16 protein-coding genes and 2 pseudogenes are annotated in these 21,856 nt (G+C 54.9%); 14 read left to right on the forward strand and 4 right to left on the reverse strand.

The window, feature by feature from the left end:
• Window positions 1-373: 373 nt before the first annotated feature.
• A pseudogene (locus tag OCY70_RS16670) lies at window positions 374-1,533 on the reverse strand (IS110 family transposase).
• Window positions 1,534-1,891: 358 nt separating this feature from the next.
• On the opposite strand from OCY70_RS16670, the gene OCY70_RS16675 reads away from it, so the two are divergent.
• Window positions 1,892-2,644, forward strand: a complete 753-nt coding sequence (locus OCY70_RS16675) for a hypothetical protein (RefSeq protein ID WP_213429209.1) — start codon at window positions 1,892-1,894, stop codon at window positions 2,642-2,644.
• Window positions 2,645-3,197: 553 nt separating this feature from the next.
• The gene (locus OCY70_RS16680; RefSeq protein WP_213429210.1) at window positions 3,198-3,425 is read left to right on the forward strand and encodes a hypothetical protein; all 228 of its coding nucleotides are present in this window, start codon (window positions 3,198-3,200) and stop codon (window positions 3,423-3,425) included.
• 164 nt (window positions 3,426-3,589) lie between these two features.
• Here OCY70_RS16680 and OCY70_RS16685 read toward each other — a convergent pair.
• Window positions 3,590-4,915: pseudogene (locus tag OCY70_RS16685) on the reverse strand (ISNCY family transposase).
• A 499-nt stretch (window positions 4,916-5,414) separates the two neighbouring features.
• Here OCY70_RS16685 and pheS point away from each other — a divergent pair.
• The 4 genes from pheS to OCY70_RS16710 all read left to right on the forward strand — a co-directional run bounded on the left by pheS (window position 5,415) and on the right by OCY70_RS16710 (window position 12,708).
• Window positions 5,415-6,449 carry a phenylalanine--tRNA ligase subunit alpha gene (pheS, locus tag OCY70_RS16695; protein ID WP_213429211.1) on the forward strand — a complete coding sequence of 345 codons (1,035 nt, stop codon included), beginning with the start codon at window positions 5,415-5,417 and terminating at the stop codon, window positions 6,447-6,449.
• 42 nt (window positions 6,450-6,491) lie between these two features.
• Entirely contained in the window at window positions 6,492-8,933 is a 2,442-nt protein-coding gene (gene pheT, locus OCY70_RS16700; protein WP_213429212.1) for a phenylalanine--tRNA ligase subunit beta, read from the forward strand.
• Between the two features lie 286 nt (window positions 8,934-9,219).
• Window positions 9,220-12,042 (forward strand): cell division protein ZapA, encoded by a 2,823-nt coding sequence (zapA, locus tag OCY70_RS16705; protein WP_213429213.1) that lies wholly within the window; start codon window positions 9,220-9,222, stop codon window positions 12,040-12,042.
• Window positions 12,043-12,111: 69 nt separating this feature from the next.
• Entirely contained in the window at window positions 12,112-12,708 is a 597-nt protein-coding gene (locus OCY70_RS16710) for a CvpA family protein (RefSeq protein ID WP_261944989.1), read from the forward strand.
• 110 nt (window positions 12,709-12,818) lie between these two features.
• Here OCY70_RS16710 and OCY70_RS16715 read toward each other — a convergent pair whose 3' ends face one another.
• Window positions 12,819-13,190 (reverse strand): cupredoxin domain-containing protein, encoded by a 372-nt coding sequence (locus tag OCY70_RS16715; protein ID WP_249725325.1) that lies wholly within the window; start codon window positions 13,188-13,190, stop codon window positions 12,819-12,821.
• A gap of 126 nt (window positions 13,191-13,316) precedes the next feature.
• The gene (locus tag OCY70_RS16720) at window positions 13,317-13,682 is read right to left on the reverse strand and encodes a phage holin family protein (protein ID WP_213429215.1); all 366 of its coding nucleotides are present in this window, start codon (window positions 13,680-13,682) and stop codon (window positions 13,317-13,319) included.
• Between the two features lie 150 nt (window positions 13,683-13,832).
• On the opposite strand from OCY70_RS16720, the gene OCY70_RS16725 reads away from it, so the two are divergent.
• The 8 genes from OCY70_RS16725 (at window position 13,833) to OCY70_RS16760 (ending at window position 21,613) form a co-directional block, all read left to right on the forward strand.
• Complete coding sequence (locus tag OCY70_RS16725) at window positions 13,833-16,190, forward strand: endonuclease MutS2 (protein ID WP_213429216.1); 2,358 nt, start codon at window positions 13,833-13,835, stop codon at window positions 16,188-16,190.
• A 28-nt stretch (window positions 16,191-16,218) separates the two neighbouring features.
• Complete coding sequence (locus OCY70_RS16730; RefSeq protein WP_197254619.1) at window positions 16,219-16,638, forward strand: DUF350 domain-containing protein; 420 nt, start codon at window positions 16,219-16,221, stop codon at window positions 16,636-16,638.
• 152 nt (window positions 16,639-16,790) lie between these two features.
• Window positions 16,791-17,324: a hypothetical protein gene (locus OCY70_RS16735; protein WP_213429217.1), complete on the forward strand. Its 534-nt coding sequence runs from the start codon at window positions 16,791-16,793 to the stop codon at window positions 17,322-17,324.
• Window positions 17,325-17,406: 82 nt separating this feature from the next.
• Window positions 17,407-18,609: an MFS transporter gene (locus OCY70_RS16740; RefSeq protein ID WP_213429218.1), complete on the forward strand. Its 1,203-nt coding sequence runs from the start codon at window positions 17,407-17,409 to the stop codon at window positions 18,607-18,609.
• Between the two features lie 362 nt (window positions 18,610-18,971).
• On the forward strand, window positions 18,972-19,238 hold the full coding sequence (locus tag OCY70_RS16745) for a hypothetical protein (RefSeq protein WP_213429219.1): 267 nt from the start codon (window positions 18,972-18,974) through the stop codon (window positions 19,236-19,238).
• Window positions 19,239-19,262: 24 nt separating this feature from the next.
• Window positions 19,263-19,718, forward strand: coding sequence for a spore coat protein (locus tag OCY70_RS16750; RefSeq protein ID WP_213429220.1), 456 nt, complete (start codon window positions 19,263-19,265; stop codon window positions 19,716-19,718).
• Between the two features lie 172 nt (window positions 19,719-19,890).
• Window positions 19,891-20,391: an Lrp/AsnC family transcriptional regulator gene (locus tag OCY70_RS16755; protein ID WP_213429221.1), complete on the forward strand. Its 501-nt coding sequence runs from the start codon at window positions 19,891-19,893 to the stop codon at window positions 20,389-20,391.
• A 13-nt stretch (window positions 20,392-20,404) separates the two neighbouring features.
• Window positions 20,405-21,613, forward strand: coding sequence for an aminotransferase class I/II-fold pyridoxal phosphate-dependent enzyme (locus OCY70_RS16760; RefSeq protein ID WP_315973919.1), 1,209 nt, complete (start codon window positions 20,405-20,407; stop codon window positions 21,611-21,613).
• Window positions 21,614-21,856 lie beyond the last annotated feature (243 nt).

The raw sequence follows: 21,856 nt of genomic DNA on the forward strand, positions 1-21,856 counted from the left end.
GGGCAGTCGTGAGTGAAAGCGTTTATATTGGCTGTTACTCAAGTACCGTGACGATATTCCTTCTTAGGAGTATCAAGAACAATCTACGAGGGCAGGTCAGAGTTCCATGGCTAGATGAATAATAGATGAAAGCGTACGTACATTCTTTGCTAATCTCAAGTATTTTTATAGCACCCCTGGAATGTAATCACTGAATTAGGGTTTTTCTTTTATTATGATCAACAATTTTTTTCTGTGAAAATCCAAACGCACTCATGAACGATTATCGTCTTTAAAAAGCAGCAATTTTCTGAGAAATGACCATAAGATGCCCGGTCCACCTTCTTTGAAGGGGCCTTGTTTAAAATCGCTATGTTTCGTCAATGCTGTAAGGTTAGTTGATCTGCATGAGTGGTGCTTGTGGTCCACCTTCGATGTAAATTTGTTTGTTCTTCAGCATGTGGTAAGCAATGATAAGTATCTTACGTGAAATGGCAATGCAAGCTTTTTTCTTTCCTCGTCGTGAAGCAATCTTCCAGAACTTTGTTGCCAAGACCGTGTTTCGTGAGCGAGCGATTGCCCAAGACGCTTCGCATAGTGTCACTTTTGCATGAGGATTGCCTTTTACGCTTTTTGTACTTTTTTTTTGCCTGCACTCTCGTGGTTGCCGGGTGCTACGCCAGCCCAAGAGGAAAGGTGATCTGCGGATGGAAATTGCTCCATATCGGCCCCGATTTCTGCAAGGAGTGCTGCAGCTGTTCGTTCGCTAACACCTGGAATGGTCTGAAGCAGTTCGTACTCCGTCCGATAGGGCTCCAAGTGATCGTTAATTTCGGCTTCCAACCGAGCAATGGACTTCTCTAAGTATTCGATATGCTCCCAACAATCTTTAATCAATCGAATTTGATGCGGGGTCATCGTGCCAAAAAGAGAGTCAGTAACTTCACTTTTTTTGTTCTTGATCGAACCCTTGACGCTCGCTTCAACATCTTCCGCGTCAACGTAACCTTTTTCGATTAAGCGTTGCAACAAACTGCGCCCGGATACACCGAATACGTCTGAGATGACACTGCCTAGCTTGACGTTACCTGCTTCAAGATACTTCTGGATTCGGTTTTTCTCCGCTGTTAGGGAGCCGATTCGTTTTTTTCGAAGTCGGCAGAGGTCCCGTAGCTCCCTTAAGTCCTCGGATGGCACAAAGCTGGGCTCAATTAGACCGACTCGAAGCAGCTTCGCGATCCATTCGGCATCACAAACATCCGTCTTGCGGCCAGGAACATTCTTAATGCGCTGCGCATTCGCCAGTACGACGGTGAAGTAGCCTTCAAGGATGTTGTAGACAGGTTTCCAATAGATTCCCGTGCTCTCCATTGCGATGTGTGTAACGCCTTGGGACTCCAGGTACTTAAGCAGTTCGAAAAGATGTTTGGTCATCGTTCCAAAGGTTCGGATCTCGCTGTGGGCCTCCCCCGCAGCATCTGTGGTCATCACACAAACGACGATTGTCTCTTGGTGAACGTCCATTCCAGCACAGCGTTCAAGCAATACTTCCATCTTGGCTTCCCTCCATAACTGAAATACATGACGGCGGATGAATTCGAGCTTGAGCATTTTTCTGTTCGCGGTTCTCTGATTGGGCATACAGAGCCAGCACAGGTTTGTACACAGAACTCATCCTCAACAGTTTATTTGTCGGGGTTACACCACCATTAAAAAGAACGTGTTTCGCGTCATGTAGTAGCAGTATGGGAAATAGGTCCGACCACTAAACCCTCGCTATTTTCATGCTAGGTTTGCGAACGAGAGTTCATGAATGTTTATTTTCCAAAAAAATGGTTGAAATGATGGGTATCTATGGTATTATGATTGTTGTATGTTGTATTCAACTAAAAATCTTTTGGAGGGAGATATTTTGAAAAAGAAGCTTGTTAGCTTTTCATTGTCTTTCTGCCTGGTATTTTCTATGTTTGCTGCTGCTTCATCAGCTCAAGAAATTACACCAAAAGATTCTACACTTTTCAGTGTCCAAAGTTTGCAAGTTGATGGAGTGAACACAATTATTAAGCTATCTGATAATGCAGTTGGTAAAGTAACCCAAGAAGAGATGCGGATTATCGCCAGACAAGCACAAGCAGCAGGGGGAGGAGAAGTGACTATATATAATGTTTCTCCTGCATATCCGAAAAACAATGTATCACCTGTTTCACAAGATGCAGAAAAAATCAAACCTTCTACTTGGTATGATGTGAGAGTTGACTGGAGTGTTGTTAAAAGTAATATCACGCATGACAATCCAGATTCGGCACAATTAATTATTTCTGTCGCACGAGGAGCAACGAAAAAATTAACGACCACGGTCACAAAAAAGGTAACCAGAAGCATATCTTGGAGTGGAGGAGTTTCGATACCATCCGGAGCTTCTAGTGAATTGAAATCCAATATAACGGACGAAAAATCAAACACATATACCACAGAACAAACTTGGAGTGGTCCATCTGAAAATTCTCCTTATGTTTCTAGAAATTATTATTTTACAGGATTCAAAGACTATGGGGAATTTTCCGTGGATGGGGTTGGATGGCCTTCTGGAGATTCATATGGCCCTTACAAAGGCACTTATCAAGAGCCAACCCATTATATAGAATGGAGTCGAGATATCCGATAAAGAGCAGGATCGCCCCCTTAAAAAGGGAGCGATCCTGCTTCCTTTCTTGCTTAGAATGAGCTAAGGAATATACGGTATCCAGATGTGACACGGGACGGAATGCTCGAATTCACCAGCACCGATTTCAAGTTTTGAGATGAGAATAGTAGTGAATGAGAGTAGGCCGAAGCGTCAAATTAGAGGAGCTTGGGCCCTATGTATGCACGTCATTACTTAAAAAATACCGTCATTTCTAATTCAATCGTTTGAACAAACAAAATCATCCTTCAATCTATTCTTAGCCAAGACGAGGCAAATGCTAGTCTCAAAGTGTTTGGGATATGAAGATTAAGCGCGTAAATTTTGTTCAAGGTGTTATGTGTCACTTCGGTAAGTAATACCGTTCCACGAGCGTCATCACGTGGGATGTTTTGTTGGGAGATGAAGAGAGATTCGGGTTGCAACGGATCTATCTCAACTTCTTCTAGCCAAAACATGTTTCGTTTTGTTATATAATTTAGTGAATCAAATAGGCGTGTTCATGAAGAATAATGTAAAGAGGAGGCGGAACAGCATGAAATATTCAACTACGGGATTACTTTTGTTTCTATGCAGCGTTTTTCTGTTTACTCTGGAAAGGATAGCCGCTAAAATCGCAGCATCTCTCGCTGTGATAGGACAAGCTAATGGTTATGATACTACTCCAACTTACCCTAGCATTACCGATAATAAGCTGGTCCTTGTTTCATTAATACTTTCAATCATCTTTTTTGCTTTATCATTTAAGGAAAGAAACACCTGAAGTTCGTGGCAATGCGAACAATGAAGAAATCTCTTTTGGCTCTAATTATGTAGATTCGGGAAATGCCTTCGTTTTGACAACCGCAATTGCCTCTGTCAATTGTCTGTGAAAATGTCACTTTAACTGTGCTATGAAAATGTCACTTGTGTGATCAGAGGTCAGCCTTACCAGGTGACCTCTGCATAGCTATTATGTTGTGAATACATTGCATCTTGGAACGCACTGTTTTTTGTGGTACGCTTACTTTTAGTTGTATCATACGTGGTTTTCCACGGATATTCTGGGCGGGTTTGCGTGGCGACGCAGAACTCGCCTTTTTTGATCCAGATGTTTTGCGCTGTGGCTTCTGCGTTTCTTTCCGTGCCCAGGGCTGGCCTTGGTCCACAATAATACGTCCCCTGTTAACGTCTCCCGCACTTCAACCGTCGTTTTTGCATCTAGACGAAGGGAAGCAGGCTGGGCAAGGGTATAGCACTTTCCGTTGTACGAGAGGGTGTTTCCGGTCCCGAGTTGCCGATAATGGCGAAGCGTGAACACATGATTTAAATCGATAGATGGATCAAGTTTCAGGTAAGCCGAATCGGTCATTTTAGGCTCTATAGCAAATTTGTGATTGTGCTTCTGCAATAGGCTAGGCAGAGCCGCGTTCGCCTCTTCCAGCGTCTTGATGCCAAGAAGCCGCAGTTCGATCACCAAGCGATCCTGGAACGTTTGCCAGAGACGTTCCACCCGTCCCTTGGCTTGTGGTGTAATTGCCTTGATGTGCTCAATATGCAAGTCAGCCATCGCTTTGCCGAAGTGGGAGAGCGGTTTGGTCTCCCCAGCGAGCTCTTGCTCTAGCGTCAATTTTTCGTTAGGCGACCGGAAAATTGTGTGCTGATCACTGTAGAGCCCGAGTGGAATGCCGTACTTCTCTATACCTTGCTGCATGACGAAGGAATAGGCTTCTCTGCATTCGGTTGGGCGAAAGACGGCACCGACAACCGTACCTGTTGCATCGTCAATAGCAGCATGCAGCGTAAAGGACGAAGCCCGATCCTCCAACCAGGCATACGAAGTTGCGTCAATCTGCCACAGCATGCCTGCTTGCGGTTTACGTTCTCGTGGCTGATGGGCTTTACTGCGGCGCCGTTGCTTGGCCTGCTTAAGCCCGCTAGCTAGAAGGATGCGTCTTTCGCTGGAAGCGCTCAGTGTCAACGATTCATGCTCCTGCAGAAGCTCTGCGAAGTGTCAGCAATTGCTCCCGTAATACTTGGCTGTGTGCAGCTCAACGATTCGTGCCTTCACTTCATTGGGTAGGGCGTGGCGTGGCCGTTTTCCCCGATTCTTGTGTATAAGTTCTTGTGCTCCTTTTCCGGATTGGTATTTCTTTTCAGCCGAATGACTTGGCGTTCTGATAACCCCAACGCTGCCGCTCCCTCTTTGTTCGTCATCCGTCCATCTATGATTATCTCCACAACGAGTACCTTTTTCATTTCTGCTTCGTCAATATCATTATCCATAGTGACATTATCTCAGAACAGTTATAGGGTGACATTATCACAGAAGAACAACTAACTCCGCGAATTAGACTTGCAAAACAGCGGCGAGTTGACTATAATACTTGAAATGTAACGCGTTGACTATAGTCAACAGCATTGTTTTAATCTAACGCATACGTATCCATGCAACTGCCAAGATGGAGACAAGTACGCAGCACCGCTTCCCAGGGAGGATGCGCCAGCGATTGAGAGCGCTTCTGAAGACATGGACTGCCGAAATTCACTCCGGAGCAGGGCCTTGAACGGCAGGCACCGCCTGTGCCAGTAGGGGCTCCCGGCGAACGACCCGTTATCGTCGTATCAAGTGAGACAGCCCGCGGCCCCGGCCATGCCGGAGCGCGTGATGTCTAATAAGGGTGGTACCACGGCCTTCTCGTCCCTTGAGACAGAGAAGGCTTTTTTGTTTTTAATATGGATTTGTGCTGAAAATGAAAGGGAGGTTGACACCATGAAAGAGCGTTTGCAGGCGTTGCGCGCCGAAGCGCTGGAGAAGCTGCAGCAAGTAAAGGATGCGAACAATTTGAACGAGCTGCGCGTCAAATTTCTTGGCAAAAAAGGGGCGCTTACTGAAATATTGCGCGGCATGGGCGGTCTGAGCGCGGAAGAGCGTCCGCTCATCGGCCAGGTGGCGAACGAGGTGCGCGGAGCCATCGAGCAATTCATCGAAGAGAAGCAGGCGGAATTCCAGCGCGAGGAGACGGAACGGCGTCTTCAGGCGGAGACGATTGACGTGACGCTGCCGGGACGTCCGATGACGCAGGGAGCGATTCACCCGCTGCAAAAGGTCATTCAGGAGATTGAAGACATTTTCATCGGCATGGGTTATACGGTAGCGGAAGGACCGGAGGTCGAGCATGATTACTATAACTTCGAGGCGCTGAACCTGCCGAAGGATCATCCGGCCCGCGATATGCAGGATTCCTTCTACATTACGGAGGAGCTGCTGATGCGGACGCAGACGTCGCCGGTTCAGGTGCGCACGATGGAGAAGATGAAGGGCGAGGTGCCGGTCAAAATCATTTGCCCGGGCCGGGTATACCGCCGCGATGATGACGATGCGACGCATTCGTTCATGTTCCATCAGATCGAGGGTCTTGTGATCGGCGAAAATATCCGAATGAGCGATCTGAAGGGCACGCTTCTTCAGTTCTCGCGCGAAATGTTCGGCCCGCATATGCAGATCCGGCTCCGTCCGAGCTTCTTCCCGTTCACCGAGCCAAGCACGGAGGTCGATGTCACCTGCGTGAAATGCGGCGGCAGCGGCTGCCGAATCTGCAAGCAGACCGGCTGGATCGAGATTTTGGGAGCGGGTATGGTTCATCCGCGCGTGTTGGAGATGAGCGGGTACGATCCGGAGAAGTATACCGGATTCGCTTTCGGCATGGGCGTGGAACGGATTGCGATGCTCAAGTACGGAGTGGATGATATCCGCCATTTCTATACGAACGACCTGCGGTTTTTGCAGCAATTTGCTCGCATGTAAGCCGGAAGGGATTACTTCTCACAGGAAAGGAAGAGAACGGCCATGAACGTATCCTACCAATGGTTATCGGAATATATCGATGTGACCGGCGTGACCGCCGAGGAATTGGCGGCGCGGATGACGCAAGCCGGCATCGAGATTGATGTCATCGAAAATCGCAACAAAGGAGTAAGCGGCGTCGTTGTCGGTTACGTCCAGTCCAAGGAAAAGCATCCGGACGCGGACAAGCTGAACGTGTGCCAGGTGGATGCCGGAACAGGCGAAGTGCTGCAGATCGTCTGCGGAGCCAAAAATGTGGACGCCGGCCAAAAGGTTCCCGTCGCGCTGATCGGGACGGTCATGCCGGGCGGCATGAAAATCAAGAAGGCGAAGCTGCGCGGCGTCGAGTCGGAAGGCATGATCTGCTCGGCAAAAGAACTCGGCATGAACGACAAGCTGCTGCCGAAGGAAATGCAGGAAGGGATTCTCGTGCTTCCGGAGAGCACCGAAGTCGGAACGCCTATCGCGGATGTGCTCGGTCTGAACGACCATGTGTTGGAGCTGGATCTGACGCCGAACCGCTCGGACTGCCTGAGCATGCTGGGCGTGGCGTATGAGACGTCCGCCCTGCTCGAGCGCCCGCTACGCTTGCCGGATACGCAGGTGGTAGAGGATGCTTCCAAGCCGGCATCGGATGCGATCCGCGTCAGCATCAGCGCAGCGGACGGCTGCACTCATTATGCGGCCCGCTATATCCGCAATGTGGCGATTCAGCCATCCCCGCTGTGGCTGCAGAACCGGCTGTTGGCGGCGGGCGTGCGCCCGATCAACAATATCGTGGACGTGACGAATTTCGTCATGCTGGAATACGGGCAGCCTTTGCATGCGTTCGATGCCGACCAATTGAACGAAGGCACGATCGACGTCCGCTACGCGCGCGAAGGCGAGACCCTCGTGACGCTGGACGGGCAAGAGCGGAAGCTGGAGCCGCATATGCTCCTCATTACGGACGGATCGAAGCCGATCGGGCTCGCGGGCGTGATGGGCGGCGAAAATTCGGAGGTAACGGAGCGGACGGTCAACATTTTGCTGGAATCCGCCCATTTCGCGGGGAGCGTCGTGCGCAGAACGTCACGTCAGCTCGGACTTCGCTCCGAAGCGTCGCTCCGCTTCGAGAAGGAAGCGAACCCGGAAGCGGTCATCCCGGCCTTGAACCGCGCGGCCGAATTGATTCGCCAATTGGCGAACGGCACGGTCTCCGCAGGCATCGTCGAAGAGATGAAGCAGCGTCATGAGCGCCCTGTCGTCACGCTTACGCTGGACAAGACGAATCGCCTGCTTGGCACCTCGCTCCAGCCGCAGGAAGTGAAGGCGATTCTCGACCGGCTCGGCCTCGAATCGGAACCGTCCGGGGACGCATTCCAGGTGACGGTACCGGGCCGGCGCGGCGATATTACGCGCGAAGTCGATTTGATTGAAGAGATTGCCCGCATTTACGGCTATAACCGGATTCCGACGACGGCAATCGAAGGCGTGACGACGCCGGGCCATCTGACGAAGCCGCAGCGGATCCGCCGCGCTATCCGCCAACTGCTGACGGACAACGGTCTGCATGAGACCGTCACGTACTCGTTCACGCATCCGGCGGAAGCGAAGCTGTTCCCAGCGGTGGCGGCGGATGCCGTTCCGGTCAAGCTGCTGATGCCGATGAGCGAGGAACGCAGCGTGCTCCGCACGAGCCTGCTGCCGAGCATGCTCGATGTCGCGGCGTACAACCGGAACCGCAAATCGGACAACATTCAGATTTTCGAATTGGGCAGCTTGTACATGACGCCGCAGGAAACGCTGACGGAGATTCCTCAGGAGGAGCCGGTGCTTGGCCTGCTGTTGGCGGGCGCGCGCCGGGCGCCGCAATGGAATATCGCGGCGGAAGCGGTCGATTTCTATGATGTGAAGGGGATTGTCGACAGCTTGGCGGCGCATTTCGGCCTCGAGGGACAGATCCGCTATGAGGCGAACCGCCCGCAAGGCTTGCACCCGGGCCGATCGGCGACGATGTATCTCCAGGCGAACGGGGAAGAGCAGCGGCTCGGCATCATCGGCCAATTGCATCCGGAGGTACAGCGGGATAAAGATCTGGGCGACACCTATGTCGCGGAAATTCATCTGAAGCCGTTGATTGAAGCGGCTTCGGCCGATATCGTCTACAAGACGCTTCCTCGCTTCCCGGCTGTCGATCGCGACATCGCGGTCGTCGTCGATCGCGGCACGGCGGTCGGCGAGCTCGTGCAGACGGCGAAGGACGCGGCGGGAGAATATCTCGAATCGGTCCGCGTATTCGATGTCTATACCGGGGATCGGATTGCGGCGGACAAGAAGAGCGTAGCGATCTCGTTCACGTACCGCCATCCGGAACGGACATTCACCGACGAAGAGATTACGGAGATTCACGGACGTGTCATATCCGCGCTGGAAGCCGGCTTCGAGGCGGAGCTCCGCAAATAGAATGACATGAAGGAAGCGGATTGCCGTCCCTCTGACCTAATGGGGGAGCGGGCAGTCCGCTTTTCTATCATCATCTTGCAGCAACGCTTTCCTCTTGCTGAGAGGCCGAATCGTTAATGCCTGCTTCGAGGCTCTTTTTTCGCAAGGAAAACAAGACATTTCTGTGGAGACCGAGAAGGAAATGATGCTTGTCACGCCGAACCTAATAGGGTAGGAAGTATAGATATTGTCAGCGCTTGGCAGCATCAGGAAGCCAGGGCGACATGATGGCAAGGAGGACGCTAGAATGACCACTCCGGACAATAAGCATCGGGTTACGGTTGACATATATGGAACGCAGTATAAATTGGTAGGAACGACGAGCAAGGAATACATGAGAAACATCGCCGCTATGGTAGACGAACGCATGCGCACCATCTCGGACGTCAATTCCCGATTGGACACGACGCGCATCGCCGTCCTTGCGGCCGTGCATATTGCGGAAGAAGTGCAGAAAATACAGGATGACCATGCGCGGATCAGCCAATCTCTGCAGGAGCAGGAACAGGCCGGCCTGGAGCTGACCCGGGAGCTGGAACGGGTGAAGTCGCAATCGGTACGGGCGCTGGAGGATCTTCGGAAGGAGACGGGAGCGCAGATTAAGGAGCTCCAGCAGGCGTTGACGGCGGAGAAGGAGAACGCCGAGAAGCAAACGGCGGGTCTGCGCGCGGAGACGGCCAAGCTGAAGGAGTCGAATCAGCAGCTATCGGAGCAGAAGAAGCAGGCCGATGAACGCCTTCAGAAGCTGAGCCAGCAGTTGAAGGAAGCGGAACGCAGCTTGCAGTCCGCGGCGGCCCGCGAGCAAGAGACCAAGCGCAAGCTGCAGGAGCTGGAAGGCAAGTGGAAGCAGGCGGTGGCGGAGAAGGAGCAAGCCGCCGCGAAGCACGAACAGCAGATGAAGCAGAAGCTGTCCGAACAGGAGCGGAGCTGGAGCGAGAAGCTGGCCGCTCAGGCGAAGAGCTGGCAGGCCAAGCTGGAAGCCGGCGAGCAAGCGTGGAGCGGGAAGCTGGCTGCCCGGGAGGCGGAATGGAAAGAGAAGATCGCGGCGGCAGAGCAGTTGGCCGAGGAGACAGCGACGATCTGGGAGGAACAGCTTGCCGAGCAGACCGCCGCTTGGGAAGGCCAGTTGGCGGCGCAGGCAGCGGAAGCGGAAGAACGGGCGCGCCAGCTGGAAGAGCAGGCAAGGCAGCAGCTCGCCGAACAGGCGCGGCTGCATGATGAAGAATTGAACCGTCGCTTGAGCGAGCTGACGGAGCAATATGAGGCTGCCCAAGAGGACGTGCGTCAGGAGGCCGTAGTCGAGCGGCAGCAGCTCGAACGCAGCTTCCATGAACGGATGGAAAAGCTGAAGGAGCAGCAGCAGGAACAGTTGGCCGCACTTAAGTCGGCGCATGCGCTCCAACTGAAGCAAGCCGAGGAGAAGCTGGAGGCGGAGCGAGAAGCTTGGGCCGCGGAGCACGCCACCTCGCTGGAGCAGGCGAAGCGCGAAGCGGAGGAACAGGCGGCCGCCGAATTGGAGAAGCTCCACGCCGAGATCGACCGTCTGCAGGCTGCGCATGAGGCCGAGCGCGAGCAATGGCTTGAAGCGCATCAAGAGGAGCTGGAGCAGAGCAGCGGCGAATGGCAGAACAAGCTGACTCGTCTTCAAGCGGCTCATGCGGAGGAACTGGAGAAGGTGTATAATCGCCATGCCGAAGATGTGGACGCGATGACAAGCCTGCAGCTCGAAGCGGAGGAAAAGCATGCGCAGGCGCTGTCCGAGGAGAGAGCGCTGCGCGAGGCGGCGGAAGCGAAGGCGGCCGAAGCCGCGGAGGAGCATGCGCAGGCGCTGTCCGAGGAGAGAGCGCTGCGCGAGGCGGCGGAAGCGAAGGCGGCCGAGGCCGCGAAGGAGCATGCGGAAGCATTGGCCGGGGAGCAGGCGCTTCGCGAGGAAGCGGATGCGAAGCTGGCGCAAGCGGCGGCACGCATCCAGCAGCTGGAGGGCCGCCTGAGCCGGGCGGAAGAGCTGGATCGGGCCCGCCAGGTGGAGATGGAGCGCCTGATGCGGGTTCGGGACGAGGCCCATGCGAATGCGGCCGAGCTGCAGCAGTCGCTCTCCGACGCGATGGAGATGCTGCAGCAGGCGGAAGATCGCGAACGCGAACTGCTGGAGCATGCGGAGGAGCGCGAAGCGCAGATCGAAGCGTGGCGGAAGCAGGCGGCCGAAGAGCGGGAAACGGAGCTCGCGAGCTGCAAGCGGGGGCTGGAGGAGCAGTTCGAGGCCGAGCGGGACGCGTGGCGCGCGCAGAGCGAGCAGGCTATCGCCGCCTTGCGGGAGCAGCATGAAGCGGAGCGCAGCGCATGGCGCGCGAAGGAAGCGCAGGAGCAGCAGACCTATGATGAGCTGATCGCCGAGCTGGAGGAGAAGAACCGGCAGCTTGAAGCGGAGGCGCTCACTTGGAAGGCGGCTGCCGAGACCGTGCAGGAAGCGCAGCAGGAGGCTGCCGCAGCGGTCGAGACGGCCCGGCGCGAGCTGTTGGAAGCGCGCGAGCAGACCGCCCGGCGGGAAGAGGAATGCAGCCGTCTGGAGGCGGAATGGCAGGACAAGCTGCAAGCCCGCGAAGCTCACTGGCAGGAGCTGGAGCAGAAGTGGGAGCAGCGCGAGCGGCAGTGGCAGGAGCATTTCGAGCAATTCCAGGCCCGGGAGCAAGAATGGAAGCGGACCGAAGCCGCTTGGCAGGCTCAGGCCGACGAGCGGGCGGAGCAGGAGCAGGATTGGTCCTTGGCGTTCAAGGCCTGGAACGAAGAACGGGATGAATTGCAGCGGCGGCTGAGGGAAGCGGAAGCCGAGCTGCGCAGCCTGCAGGCTGCCGAGCAGAGCGGCCAGGAGCAGCTTGAGGAGCTGAAGCAGATTCAGGAGCGATTCGAAGTTCTGTCCCATCAATTCCGGCTGTCGCAGGTGGAACGCGATATGGAGCGGCAGCAGGCCAAGGAGACGGAGGAGGCTTATCTTCAACTGAAGGACGAATATCAGAAGCTCCAGAGCGAGTTCAATGAATGGCTGGAATTGATAGAGCAGGACGTTAACTAATCGTGATGTTCAAAAAGCGGCCTTTTTGAGCACATTCGGATAAAGGAAGCAAATATGGATATAGACATCTTGGAATTTTTGCATAGACTGTGGGGCGATATCGCGAATGCTTTCGCCGCCTGGAACGGGCTGGATTATGTGCTCGCGGCGGCAGCAGCGGCATCGGTAGCATGGGGGGCATGGCGGGGCATGAAATCCCAGCTTTTGTCCCTCATTGGATGTATCGTGTCGTTCATTGTCGCTTCGCGGTATTACGAAGATTTCGTCCCTTGGGTGCGCCGGCGGGTGTTTACTCCCGATTCCGGAAGCGGCACAGGAACAGGCGGGACAGCATCGTCCCTATCCCCGGCCTTGTTGGACACGGTGCATGCGGTGATCGCGTTCATTCTGCTCTTTACCTTCGCGATGGCGGGGCTGTGGCTCATCCGGTTCGCGATTCAGAAGCTGACCGCGGTGAAACCGGTGCGCGCCGTGGATCGGCTGGTCGGCGCCTTGTTGGGATTGGTGCAATTCGCTTTTCTCTGGTGCATCTTGTACGTGATGCTCCGGGCTTGGCCGGCCGGCGCGATTCGCGATTGGGCGGCAGCATCCGTCTGGATGGAATGGACCGGGGCATGGATACCGGATGCGATGGCGCAGGCAGTCACCTGGGCGCAATGGCTGTAATTGGGCACAGTGCATCCGTCTCTGATCGAACCGAGCGCGCCGCATGCAAAAGCCGCCGTCTCCCCGAAGGGCAGGACGGCGGCCTCTGTCTGCCTGGCGCGGCCGGTGCGTTAATCGACGATCAGCTTCGCGCGCATGTCCTTGTGGCCCGGCCCGCACATGATGGTGCAGAAGAATTCATAAGTACCCGGCTGGTCGGGCGTGATGACTTGCTCGGTCTGGTTCGGGTCCAGCTTCAGGCCCAGTTCCTTCACTTCAAGGCCGTGATTGCCCTTCGCTTCCAAAATAATGCGAACGGACTCGCCCGCCTTGATATGATATTCCGGCTGATCGAACTGGTAGTTGGTCGCTGTGATGACCAATTCGGCATCCGCGGCTTCGCTTGCGGCCGCTGGTGTATCCGCTTGCGTTCCCCCGCATGCGGCCAGCCCAAGGCTAAGCAAAATGGCGGCTCCTATCGTCCATAGCCTGCTGCGTCTCATGCTCATCCCCCTTATCAGTCCAGTGTAGCGGATGCATTGATGGATTGCCAAGCCTATGCGTGCAAGGAATTCCGTCAATGCCGGCCTGCCGGCTGACGAGGGGGAGAGTATGGACTTGGAAAAGGATTACCGTCCGGGTTGCGATTCTTTACCGGCTTCAAACGGAGACGCAACCGGGATGAACAGGTCGATCAACCCGATGACCAGCGCGGCCAGAATGGCGCCCAGAACGCTAACCGTTACGCCGCCGACGAAAAATTGGGCTACATATATGACCAAGGCGCTGGCCAGAAAGCCGACAATTCCGCGTCCGAACGGCGTAACTTTTTTGCCGAAGATGCCTTCGACAATCCAGCCGATCAATGCGATTACCAAGGCCAGGATCAGGGCACACCAGAAGCCGCCTACGGAAAACGCCGGCACAATCCAGCCCGTGACCATCAATACAATTGCCGCGACGATAAATCGAACGACATGGCCGAGAAAATTCATGGACTTTCCTCCTTACTCGTTTGAAAGGGTATAGGTTGTGCAACAATTAGTGTAACCTTTTCCTCGATAAACATTAGTGGCAGGTTCAGACATCATAGCTATCAAAAGTGAGTTTCGTTATAATGGACACCGAGAGGAGTCGAACTGGTTGTGGATTCAAAAATATTGAATACGATGGATTTCCATAAAATACTAGCTTTCCTTGCCAAACATGCGGCGACCGGGCTGGGAGAGCAGGCCGCGCTGAAGCTGAGGCCGAGCTCGGACTTCGAGGAAGTGAAGCGGCGTCTGCAGGCGACCGACGAAGCGATGACGGTCGAGCGCCTCAAGGGCGGACCTCCGCTTGCGGGAGTGAAGGATATTCGGGGAGCGTTGAAGCGGGCGCGGATTCAAGCGATGCTCAGCTCCACCGAGCTGTGGGATATTTCGGCGCTGCTCTTCGCGGCGCGGCGAACGAAGCGCCATATTGCCGCCGTGCATGAGGAGGAAGCGATCCCGTTATTGCATGATCTGGCGGACACGATTAGCGATCAGAAGCAGTTGGAGGAAGACATCCGCCAATGCATCGACGAGCAGGGCGAGATTCTCGACCAGGCCAGCTTCGAGCTGGCGGCCATCCGGCGGGAGCTCCGTATCGGCGAGACGCGCATCCGGGAGAAGCTGGAGTCGATGATACGCTCCTCGAACGCGGCTAAAATGCTGCAGGAGCAGCTGATTACGATCCGCAACGACCGGTACGTGATTCCGGTCAAGCAGGAGTACCGGAGCCACTACGGCGGCATCGTCCATGATCAATCCGGTTCCGGCGCGACGCTGTTCATCGAGCCGGAGGCGATCGTGGCCATGAACAATAAGCTGCGCGAGACCAAGCTGCGGGAGGAGCGGGAGATCGAGCGCATTTTGTCCCGTCTGACCGAGCAGATCGGCTGGATTGCGGATGTGCTGGAGTATGATACCGGGGCCGTGGAGACGCTGGACTTCATGTTCGCCAAGGCCCGCCTTGCGCGGGAAATGAAGGCTTCCCTGCCGCGGATGAATGACCGGGGGTTCCTCAAGCTGCGGAAGGCCCGGCATCCGCTGATCCCGGCCGATCAGGTCGTGCCGATCGACGTGGAATTGGGGAATTCCTATACGTCGATTCTGATCACGGGTCCGAACACCGGCGGAAAGACGGTCACCTTGAAAACCATCGGGCTGTTGAACCTGATGGCGATGTCGGGGCTGTTCATCCCGGCGGAGGATGGAAGCCAGATGTGCGTCTTCGATGCCATCTATGCCGATATTGGCGATGAACAGAGCATTGAGCAGAGCTTGAGCACGTTCTCAAGCCATTTGACCAATATTATTCGCATTTTGGAGCAAATGACGCCGAAGAGCCTCGTGCTGTTGGACGAGGTCGGAGCGGGTACGGACCCGGCCGAAGGGTCTGCCTTGGCGATTGCCATTCTGGAGCATATTCATCGGTTGGGCTGCCGGATGGTCGCGACGACGCACTATAGCGAACTGAAGGCGTATGCCTATGAGCGCAAAGGCGTCATCAACGCCAGCATGGAATTCGATATCCAGACGCTGCGCCCGACCTACCGGCTGCTGGTCGGCGTTCCCGGCCGAAGCAATGCGTTCGCGATTGCGGAGCGTCTTGGGCTGCCGAAGCCGATTATCGATCATGCGCGCGGCGAAGTGACGGAAGAGGATATGCGCGTCGAGACGATGATCGCGTCGCTGGAGGACAACCGGCTGAAGGCCGAAGCGGAGCGGGAGACGGCGTCGAAGCTGCGCATGGAGCTGGAAGCGATGAGGCAGAAGCTGGCCCGCGAGCTGGAGAAGCAGGAGGCGGAGCGGGAGAAGCGGCAGCAGCAGGCGGAAGAGAAGGCGCGCGCCATTGTGGACAAGGCCCGCCGCGAAGCCCAGGAGATCATCGCCGAGCTGCGGCAGCTGGCGATGGAAGGAGTTCAGGTCAAGGAGCATATGCTGACGGAAGCGCGGAAGCGGCTGGATGAGGCTGCGCCCGAGGCGAAGCTGGCTGCGAAGCCGAAGCGGGACGCGAAGCCGGTCCGCCGCATTGAAGCGGGGGACGACGTCAGGGTGTACAGCTTGAATCAAAAGGGCAGCGTCGTCGAGCTTGTCGGCGAGGAAGCGGTCGTTCAGCTCGGCATCATGAAGATGAAGGTGCCGCTTGACGATCTGGAGCTGCTCTCTTCGGCGAAAACCGCCGCAAAGACCGCGCAGTCAGGCGCGAATGTGAAGCGGACCCGGGGAGAAACGGTCCGTTCCGAGCTCGATCTGCGGGGGGCTAACCTGGAGGAAGCATTAATGGAAGTCGACCGTTTCCTCGATGAGGCGCTGCTCGGCAATCTGGGGCAGGTCTATATTATTCACGGAAAGGGAACCGGTATCCTCCGTTCCGGAATTCAGGAATTTTTACGTAAGCACAAGCACGTCAAGAGCTTCCGTCTCGGCAGCTTCGGAGAGGGCGGAACGGGAGTGACCGTAGCTGAGTTGAAGTAAAATATCTGGAGACCAAAGGGGGAGCACCGTGGAAGTGATGATTGAACAATGGCTGAGCAATCCTTACGTATCCATGATTGCTTATTTTTCCGTAGCCGTGCTGGCTTTAGTGCTGCTGTTGTCCATTTTCGAGCTGGTGACGAGATACAAGTGCTGGGATGAGATCCGCAAGGGGAATCTCAGCGTTGCGATGGCCACGTCCGGTAAAATCTTCGGGATATGCAATATTTTTCGCTTCGGAATCGTGGCCAGGGATTCTTTGTACACATCCTTGCTATGGGCTGCGCTCGGATACGTGCTGTTGCTTGCCGCCTACTTTTTATTCGGCTTCCTGATGCCTTATTTCCGGCTGGATGAAGAGATCGAGAAGGATAACCGGGCGGTCGGACTGTTGGCGATGATTATTTCCATTTCGCTGTCCTATATTATCGGGGCGAGCATCAAGTGATGCCGCCTGACGCCGCGGGTTGATCTCCATGACGTCTGGGGAGGGATGCGGAATGAAGTATTTATGGGGCGCGCTGTTTGCGCTGGCTGCGATATTTTTCATTATCGGGATTATTTATTGGAGAAATATAGGGTGAAAAGGAGTCGAAGCCGATGAGCGAAACCGGCAAAACAATATGTCCTTGGTGCGATACGGAGATCATGTGGGATGAGGAACTGGGCCCGGAGGAAGAATGTCCGCATTGCCATAATGAGCTGAATAATTACCGCACGCTCAATATCGAGCTGGAAAAGGAAGAAGACGAAGGGACCGCCTCCGGAGAGCGGGAGGATGAGGAAGAGCCCGAAGAAAAGGGCTGGTCCAACTTCGGTTGGGATGATGGAGGCGTGCTGTACAGCGATACGGATACGCTTCGTTATCAGGAAGGCGTCGACCAGGTCCTGCACAGCCAGGAGGAAGTCCCGGAATGTCCGCACTGCCGTGAATATATGCTGCTTGCCGGCACGGAGACGGTATCCGGATCGGGCTTCAAGCCGGCCAAGCCGGAAGCGCTGGGGGCGCCACTGCTTCAGCCGCCGTTCGAGCTGAACGTCTATGTGTGCACGTCCTGCTTCCAGGTGTCCAAACTATTGGCGGCGCCTTATCGCGAAGCGATGATGGAAAATGTGAGAAATGCGAAAGCTTAATAAATAAGACGCCTGCTTTGGGGCAAGTTAAAAGCTGTAACCATATGGCTACCAGCTCTGAAAGCGGGGAGGGTTCACCTTCGTGAAAGCGCGTCTTGACGGCCAGTCTTTGTTGCTCTTGGTCGTATTCGGTCTATTTTCGTTGGCGAACGCCCTGTCCGGGACGTTCGTCAATGTTTTTTTATGGAAGATGAAATCGGAATTCGCCTTTATTGGCTGGTTTGCCTTGATGCAGCAAGTGGCCATTGGCATCGTGTTCTATTTTGCCGGGAAATGGGTGAAGGAAGGCAATAAAATGAACTGCCTTCGCCTGGGGATTGCCCTGTCCGCCCTGTTCTACGCAGCGGTCCTATGGCTCGGCAAAGGCGCGGTACATTACATGCTTCCGCTCGGCTTGATACTGGGGTCCGCCAGCGGAGCGTTTTGGCTGGCATATAATGTCATTTATTTTGAGATTACGGACGCGGACAACCGCGATTTGTACAATGGCTGGGCAGGGCTGGTCGGATCCTGCTGCGCCATGATTGCCCCATGGGTATCCGGCTTCCTGATCTCCAAGCTGGGGGGAGATCGGGGGTATACGCTAATATTTACGAGTTCACTCGTCGTGTTTGTCGGAGCCGGCATATTCAGCTTCTGGCTGCACAAGCGGCCGCCGCAAGGAGCCTACCGCTGGTCGCTGCCGTTTACCGCCTGGAAGCCGAAGCATAGCCCGTGGCGCGCTGCCTTGCCCGCGCTGGGCGCCCAGGGGGTGCGAGAAGGCGTATTCTACTTCCTGATCGGGCTCGTCGTCTATATCACGACAACCAACGAGCTGAAGCTGGGGAACTACACGCTTATCACTTCGGCTGTCGCGCTTGTCAGCTTCTATCTTGCGGGCCGGCTGTACCGCGCTTCCTATCGCGCCGCAGGCATGATCGCGGGAAGCGTGGCGATGGCGGCGGCCATTGTCCCTTTATTTATTCAGGTAAATTATGCGATGCTAATCCTGTTCGGCGTCATCACTTCCTTGTTCTCGCCGCTGTTCATCGTGCCGATGACCTCTTCCACCTTCGATATTTTGGGACGGGATGACAAATCGGTCAAGCAGCGGGTGGAGCTGACCGTCGTCCGCGAATTCGGTCTGTTGGCCGGAAGAATATTGGGGATCGCGGCCTTTATCGCGCTGGTCAGCTGGCGGACCGAGCAGTGGGCTATTGTCGGGTTCCTCGCTGTTACCGGAAGCGTGCCGATGATTGGCGCCCTGTTCATGCAGCGGCTCGTCAAGCAGGCGGTCAAGCAGTAGCGCCGCTCCTGGAGACGAAGATGCCGTCCGCGGTCGTGTCGCGGCACGTTGCCCCCGCAGCGGACGGCTGGAATGTCCAGCGGCTCGAGCTAACGGAACAAAGCGGCATCCCCGGTCTTGAACGGACAGGCCATCTATCCCCTCACTTGTTCATGCGAGGAACGGCCTTGTCATGACGTTCTCCTGCATTCGGAAATGCCGGATCAGCAGGTTCCGATGGGGCCAGGTCGCGAACCGCCGAACCGGCTCCCAAGTTCATGCGTCCTCTCTCGGTTTCTACGAATTTACATATTTTCCTTGGCAGAGACTCATAATACAAACGATACCATCACTTTCACGATTGAAAGGAGCACAAATCAACTATGCCATACGGACAACAGAGCCAGCTTTCGATGAAGCCGCTATCGGCGAAAGAATTGGAATATATCGTAGATTCCATTTCCAATGAAGATTTGCTGATCAAGCAGTGCGCGGCGACGGCGGCGAGCACGAATCATCCCGCCATCCAGCAGACGCTGAGCCAGATGGCGTCGGCGCATCAGCAGCATTTGAATGTGCTGGTGCAATCGCTCCAGCAGCATGCCCAGATCGCGCCGACTCACGCCCAACAGCAGAACCAGTCCCAATAACGAGACTGACAGGAGGTTAAGACTATGAACGGCACTTCGATGAGCGGGTTCATGCCCGAGAAAGATTTGTTACATACGATTCTGAATGACTTGAAGCGCACTTCAAGAGAATATGCGACAGGCGTAACCGAGGCGGCTTGCCCTTCCGTTCGCCAGATGTTCACCGATCTTGCGAACAGCACACTTCAGATGCAAGGCCAACTGTTCAACCTGATGCAGCAGCAAAATATGTATTCCGTCGCCTCCCCGGCGCTTCGGGAGGAAGTCAACAAGCGGCTGCGCGACCAGGAGCAGACGATGCAGAAAGCGAACCAGTTCGTCCAGCAGAAGCTGCAAGCGCAGCAGGGCTACGGCGCCGGCTTTTCCGGGCAGGGCGGATATCAGCCGCAGCCACAGCAGCAAGCTCCATACCATCCGGAGCAGCAAGTCTCGTACCAGACGCAGTCGGCAAGCAGCCGCTACTCCGATTATCTATCCTAGCTTGCTGCCATACAGCCGCTTTTCCGATTCCATGGAAGGGCGGCTGTTGCTGTTCCGGCAACCGCGCCTGACATATGTTTGTGCTGGTGTGGATCGGCAAAAAGGTGTATCATATTGAAATATCAAAGAATATATCGGCTGATTTGCAGGCACGTCGAGGGAGGCAATGGGAATGACAGATTTAAGCTCGCTTGATATTGAAATACTCAAATTGTTAAAAGAGGACGCCCGCCGTTCCCCGGACCTAATCGCCACGATGCTGGGGGTTGAGGTCGAAGAGGTTCAATCGGCGATCGCTGAAATGGAACGAAAGCATGTTATTGTTAAATATTCGACGGTGGTGAACTGGAGCAAGGTCGATGACGAGATGGTCACGGCTCTGATTGAAGTCCAGATTACGCCGGAGCGCGGCCGCGGATTTGAAGGGATCGCCGAACGAATCTATCTGTTCCCGCAGGTCAAGGCGGTCTACCTGATGTCGGGTTCTTATGATCTGCAGGTCGAGGTTCAAGGCAAAAGCTTGCGCGAGGTGGCGGCGTTCGTCTCGGATAAGCTGTCGCCGATCGAATCGGTGTTGTCGACCAAGACGCATTTCATTCTCAAAAAATATAAGCAAGACGGCATCATCTATGAAGAGCGCGAGGACGATCAACGTCTCGTCGTAACCCCGTGAGAGGTGACAGATCATGATTAAGGAAGAGGAGAAGCAGGGGACGAACCGTTCCATGCATCAATACATTAATCCGCTGGTCCGGGATATTCCGCCTTCCGGCATCCGCAGGTTCTTCGACATGGCGGTATCCAGCAAGGATATTATCACCCTCGGGGTAGGGGAACCGGATTTCTGCACGCCTTGGCATGTGCGCGAAGCCTGCGTCTATTCTTTGGAGCGGGGACGGACCAAATATACGTCCAACGCGGGGATGCCGGAGCTGCGGGAGGAGATTGCGAAATATTTGGATGAATCATTCAAGGTTACGTATGATCCTGCCGATGAAATCATTGTAACGGTAGGCGGCTCGGAAGCGATCGATCTGGCGCTGCGGACGCTTGTCGCTCCGGGCGATGAGATTCTCATACCCGAGCCAAGCTATATCTCGTATTCGCCGATCGTGTCGATCGGCGGCGGGGTACCGGTCGGAATCGAGACGTTCGCGAAGGATAACTTTAAGCTGACTGCCGAAGGGCTCCTGGCGAAAATTACGCCGAAATCGAAAGTGCTCATTCTCTGTTATCCGAGCAACCCGACAGGCGGCATCATGACCTATGAGGACTGGCTGCCGATCGCGAAGATCGTGGAGGAGAACGATCTCATTGTCATTTCCGACGAGATCTACGCCGAGTTGACCTATGATCAGAAGCATGTCAGCTTCTCGTCCGTGCCGGGGATGAAGGATCGCACGATTCTGGTAAGCGGCTTTTCGAAGGCTTTTGCGATGACCGGCTGGCGCATGGGCTACGCATGCGGCCACAAGGAACTTATTTCGGCCATGCTCAAAATCCATCAATATACGGTCATGTGCGCCCCGATTATGGGCCAGATCGCCGCGCTGGAAGCATTGAAGCACGGGCATGAAGAGAAGGATCGCATGGTCGAGTCGTACAACCAGCGGCGCCGCCTTATCGTCAAGGGGCTGCGCGAGATCGGGCTTGACTGCCACGAGCCGCAGGGCGCCTTCTATGCTTTCCCTTCGATTCAATCGACTGGGCTTACCTCCGAGGAGTTCGCGCATCGGCTCCTGTTCGAGGCGAAGGTGGCGGCGGTGCCGGGAGACGTATTCGGCTTGGGCGGCGAAGGCTTCATCCGCTGCTCCTACGCGACATCGGTATCGCAGTTGAATGAAGCGCTGGATCGAATGGGGCGTTTCCTCGACAAGATTAAGCAGGAATTGTGAAAAAAATTCAAATAGAACTAAAATGAACTAGTTTTCTTTTCCTTCATCTGGTATAATATAACATGTCTCGCGTGATTATCCCATCAAATGGCACAGATGGGCGATGGTGGGGTTTCGAGGATCCAGCTGCGAAAGGAGGAAAGGGCTTGTTTTGTTCGAACTACACCTTGACGACGTATTCACGTAGTTTACTGAGAGAAGATGGATCTCATCCCAAATGGTCGGGCAAAACAAGAAACGTTT

The sequence above is a fragment of the Paenibacillus melissococcoides genome (assembly GCA_944800085.1).
Lineage (GTDB): Bacteria > Bacillota > Bacilli > Paenibacillales > Paenibacillaceae > Paenibacillus_B > Paenibacillus_B melissococcoides.

Bases quoted from the DNA above. Each gene is read 5' to 3' on its own strand.
- OCY70_RS16680 (WP_213429210.1), top strand. From the start codon at position 3,198: ATGAAATATTCAACTACGGGATTACTTTTGTTTCTATGCAGCGTTTTT.
- pheS (WP_213429211.1), top strand. From the start codon at position 5,415: ATGAAAGAGCGTTTGCAGGCGTTGCGCGCCGAAGCGCTGGAGAAGCTG.
- pheT (WP_213429212.1), top strand. From the start codon at position 6,492: ATGAACGTATCCTACCAATGGTTATCGGAATATATCGATGTGACCGGC.
- zapA (WP_213429213.1), top strand. From the start codon at position 9,220: ATGACCACTCCGGACAATAAGCATCGGGTTACGGTTGACATATATGGA.
- OCY70_RS16715 (WP_249725325.1), bottom strand. From the start codon at position 13,190: ATGAGACGCAGCAGGCTATGGACGATAGGAGCCGCCATTTTGCTTAGC.
- OCY70_RS16720 (WP_213429215.1), bottom strand. From the start codon at position 13,682: ATGAATTTTCTCGGCCATGTCGTTCGATTTATCGTCGCGGCAATTGTA.
- OCY70_RS16735 (WP_213429217.1), top strand. From the start codon at position 16,791: ATGAGCGAAACCGGCAAAACAATATGTCCTTGGTGCGATACGGAGATC.
- OCY70_RS16745 (WP_213429219.1), top strand. From the start codon at position 18,972: ATGCCATACGGACAACAGAGCCAGCTTTCGATGAAGCCGCTATCGGCG.
- OCY70_RS16750 (WP_213429220.1), top strand. From the start codon at position 19,263: ATGAACGGCACTTCGATGAGCGGGTTCATGCCCGAGAAAGATTTGTTA.
- OCY70_RS16755 (WP_213429221.1), top strand. From the start codon at position 19,891: ATGACAGATTTAAGCTCGCTTGATATTGAAATACTCAAATTGTTAAAA.
- OCY70_RS16760 (WP_315973919.1), top strand. From the start codon at position 20,405: ATGATTAAGGAAGAGGAGAAGCAGGGGACGAACCGTTCCATGCATCAA.